General features: G+C 33.7%; 4 protein-coding genes and 1 pseudogene. 1 reads left to right on the top strand and 4 read right to left on the bottom strand.

The window, feature by feature from the left end:
* Positions 1-61: 61 nt before the first annotated feature.
* Complete coding sequence (locus ACFFIT_RS05695) at positions 62-373, bottom strand: hypothetical protein (RefSeq protein WP_385876687.1); 312 nt, start codon at positions 371-373, stop codon at positions 62-64.
* 203 nt (positions 374-576) lie between these two features.
* Here ACFFIT_RS05695 and ACFFIT_RS05690 point away from each other — a divergent pair, with 203 nt between their 5' ends.
* Positions 577-2,214 carry an IS1634 family transposase gene (locus ACFFIT_RS05690; protein ID WP_385876686.1) on the top strand — a complete coding sequence of 546 codons (1,638 nt, stop codon included), beginning with the start codon at positions 577-579 and terminating at the stop codon, positions 2,212-2,214.
* A 217-nt stretch (positions 2,215-2,431) separates the two neighbouring features.
* On the opposite strand, the gene ACFFIT_RS05685 is transcribed toward ACFFIT_RS05690, so the two are convergent.
* The 3 genes and pseudogenes from ACFFIT_RS05685 to ACFFIT_RS05680 all read right to left on the bottom strand — a co-directional run.
* Complete coding sequence (locus ACFFIT_RS05685; RefSeq protein WP_385876685.1) at positions 2,432-2,893, bottom strand: hypothetical protein; 462 nt, start codon at positions 2,891-2,893, stop codon at positions 2,432-2,434.
* 95 nt (positions 2,894-2,988) lie between these two features.
* Complete coding sequence (gene tnpA / locus ACFFIT_RS13330) at positions 2,989-3,153, bottom strand: IS66 family insertion sequence element accessory protein TnpA (RefSeq protein WP_446697448.1); 165 nt, start codon at positions 3,151-3,153, stop codon at positions 2,989-2,991.
* 456 nt (positions 3,154-3,609) lie between these two features.
* Positions 3,610-3,794, bottom strand: a pseudogene (locus ACFFIT_RS05680) (hypothetical protein); the annotation flags it as partial.

Raw genomic sequence — 3,794 nt, 5'->3', positions numbered from 1 at the left:
GTTGAAACTATGCTTATTTTAGTGAATTTATAGGCTTACTCTAGATGCGTTCCTCGGATGCTTACAAATAAGCTAAAATAGGGATTTTTTTATCTAATAAATAATCAGCGTTATGAATTAACCAGGCACTACTGTATAACTCTCCGGTTGTAAGATTATCTAAAGTAATAATAATTGCGAATCTTTCAGAGGAATTTGCATAAAACTCAGTAAAGAATTGAGTCATACTTTTATTCTGCTGAATTACATCACCTAATTGGTCCGATGAAAATGCTGATTCTAACCAGAGTGCTTGAAATGTATCAGCTGTTAAATGATAATTTGTAGTATTTAAAAAAATATCAATTTTTTTATTAGATAAAAGATTATTCACAATATCAAATTGATCACTCAGTAAATTTCTTAAAATTGAATGTATTACCCATATTGCGCATTAAGAAATCTTTTATTTTAGGTTAAAAAATCAACTATCGGCTGTTTTTTTGTGATAAATATCTAAATATTTAATTTAAAATCAATCACCTATTGACAGATCAGTGTAATTTTGATCTATTATCGCATTTAGGCGATAATATCATGTCAAATCCCAATATTTATAAATTAGATCACTTAGGCCTTCTAGCTAATTTTTTACACGCTATTTCTTTTATCTCAATCATAGATACCTCATTGCCCAAGCCTAAGCGCAAGCATAAACTCACCTATGGCCAACTCGCGTTTGCAATGGTGTTAAATGGGCTTGATATGGGGTGTGGTACCCCTATTTATGAAATCCAAAAATACCTCGCTAATCTCCCCCTTAATCGATTATTTAAAAGCAAAAACATCAAGGCCTCCTATTTTAATCGTGACGCTATTTCTAGATTGTTAGATGAGCTACATTCTGCAGGGCTTAATCAGCTTTATGAAACCATTGCGCTGACGACATTGGAAAAACTGAATTTACTTCCCAAGATTATCAATCTTGATAGCACAAGCATTCATTGCCACGGGACTCGGTATCACAAAAAGATGCATGAAGATATTGAAAGCATTAATCTAACTCATGGATACAGTCGAGATCATAGGCCGGATTTACCTCAGCTTGTCCATCTCTTGATTTGTGAAAATCAGGCGGGGATCCCCATTTCAATGGTAACGAAAAGTGGTAATCAAACTGACAAAATTCTCTTTCCTGAAGCGCTCAAAAAAATTATTCAATCCCTAAAGGCGGCTGCTGATGTTCAATGCATCGTGGCTGATTCAGCTTTCTATACACGTGAAAATATAGTGATGACCCATCAAGCAGGCAAGCATTTTGTCTCTCGAGTCCCTATGACATTAACTTTGGCACATGAAGCTTGCAATAAAGCAAATCAACTGGAATTAGAGGAAATAAAGGCTGGGTATCAAGGTGTATTTATTCACTCTGAGTATGGGGGTATCCCACAAAAATGGTTAGTTGTTAAAAGTGATCAAGCCCATTACGCCCAATCAAAAACATTTGAGAAAAATAAGAGCAAAACCGTTCAAAAGGAAGAGAAACTGCTTGAAAAATTTACTAAAGAAAGCTTTGCTTGTGAGAGCGATGCTCGAAAAGCACTGGCCGCATTGACTCGGTCATTCAAGTTTCTAAAACTCAATGACTCACTCGAAATAGCACCAGTGAAGTGCTACGAAAAACAAGGTAGACCTAAGAACAATGATATTCCAACGCATTACAAATACAAGGTAAATGTCACTGGCTCTGTATCGGAGGAAGCTGTAGTAAAGGCCAGTTCAGAACTCGGTATGTTTATCATTGCAACTAATGACTTAAGTGAAGAAATGGACATGCTGAGCCTATTAGACCGATATAAATCACAAGAGAAAGTTGAAAGTGGCTTTAGGTTGTTGAAAGACCCCTCTTTTTTTGCCAATTCAATTTACTTGCATACGCCGCATCGTATTGAGTCATTATTGATGCTCAAGACAGTCTGCATTATGGTTTACTGCGCGGTACAACATGAGATCAGAACTCAATTACAGCGTTCAGGGAGTCAAATTAGGGGGCATTGTAACAAGCTAACAAACAAGCCCACAGCCAAGTACGTTTTTAAATTATTTAGGCACATTTCACTCATTCAGACCCGCAATAATAATGCAATAAAACAGCAACTAACAAAGCTTCCTAAGGAGGTTAATTTGATCTTAAAAATACTTGGTGAAGACTACCTCGCGATGTACCAAGTTTAGTCAAATTGGTTGAACAAAGCACACTATTTTATCTTGGGTGAAACGACTCGAAATAGCTGTGCAGCAAAAACATAATTATTAATAAATATCAATGATTTATATATGAAAATAACCAAATAATAGCGTCTTTTTGGGGATTTCACTTAGTGTTTTCGATGCAGATACAATATATGTCGAATAACATACAATTTAGTGCAAATTTAGCACAAATGATTTTTTAATGCGAAATACCGGGTATTAACTTTTTTTCATCCATTTGTTTATCAATTTTATATTTATCAGTTACATTAGCTTCTATCCCAGCTATTTTTTTAATTAAGTTTTGGTCGATTTTTGATGGTAAATAAGCACTAAAACTTAAAAGCGGTAGCTTACGTTGAGCCCATTGAGACCAGTAGCGTTGATGTTCATTAAAATCCCGAATTTCTAATCTACGATTAAAATTAATCACTGCTATTGAAATTATGAATACAATTGTGAAAAACAAAATAAAGCAAAATAAAAATATAATAATTAATTTAGCTATTCGCATTTGTTCGCTATCAAAACCGAAATTTTTCAACTTTAGTAGTAAATAAAATGAAAGAACTCCAACTATTATTATTAATAATAACCAACGTAATAAATTGTAAGGGACTGGTGAACTCCTTTTGGGAACCGGTGGAATATTCCAATACATAATAACTTCCTAATTTGTTCTTGAATAAAATGTAAATGATTATAGTGTATAAACCCAATCTAAATCAAGATGCAGGTTTAAGCTACTGAAAATTATCAGTAAGCCTTATCTGTAGCTGTATAATGATCGTGGGTAAAATATTCTCTAAAAATTCCAATAGCAGCTGCACAACTTTTAAATGTATTCCAATTTAATTGATGTAATTCACAGTATTGCCTTTGTGTTAATCCAGATCTTCTCCAGGCAGTTAAATAGGTAATTTAATCTTCAATTCTCGGATTCCCCAGTAATACCATCCTTTGTTGAATGACTAACTGTCCAGAAGCTCTAAATTTAAAAAATAGATGTGTTCATCGTGTTAATACGGTTATGTCAACGCAAATTACACCAAGGTAATTTCCCTAAATTTCAAACTGAACAATCTGAACTGATTTTGACACAAGAGCAATTTAATTGGCTGTGTAAAGGGTTCGATTTTTCTAAAATTGAAGGGTTAAATTTAGCTAATTTTAAACACTAAAAATCGTCATTTCTTATCACTTAAAAGTTAAGTAAGCTGTTGTTTTTATTTATTTAAGTGATTAATTTTGGTATAATTAAACCTATGAAAAATCAATCAAAACCATTCAATATAGAGGAAATTAAGCAACTCGATAAAGAGCAGCTGATTGCGGAACTTGTCAAGATAGTTGTTAGTTATTTATAATTTTCACATACTAAGCTACACCGTTTGTTTTTTCCTTTTCAGGCATTTCATTAAGCGTCACTTTAGTTATTGGACTCCAATCACGTATATGCCCTTTAGCCCATCTATTAGGATGGCTTTCTTTCTTGTGGTTCATTACCTCTTGTCTTTTCTGTAATTTAGCCACATCCTTACCTGAGCGTTTATCAGCAGGGG

The organism is Thorsellia kenyensis (assembly GCF_042432445.1).
In the GTDB taxonomy this organism is placed as follows: domain Bacteria; phylum Pseudomonadota; class Gammaproteobacteria; order Enterobacterales; family Thorselliaceae; genus Thorsellia; species Thorsellia kenyensis.
The sequence above is the reverse complement of the archived record's forward strand: the minus strand, read 5'-3'. Positions and strand labels throughout refer to the sequence as shown.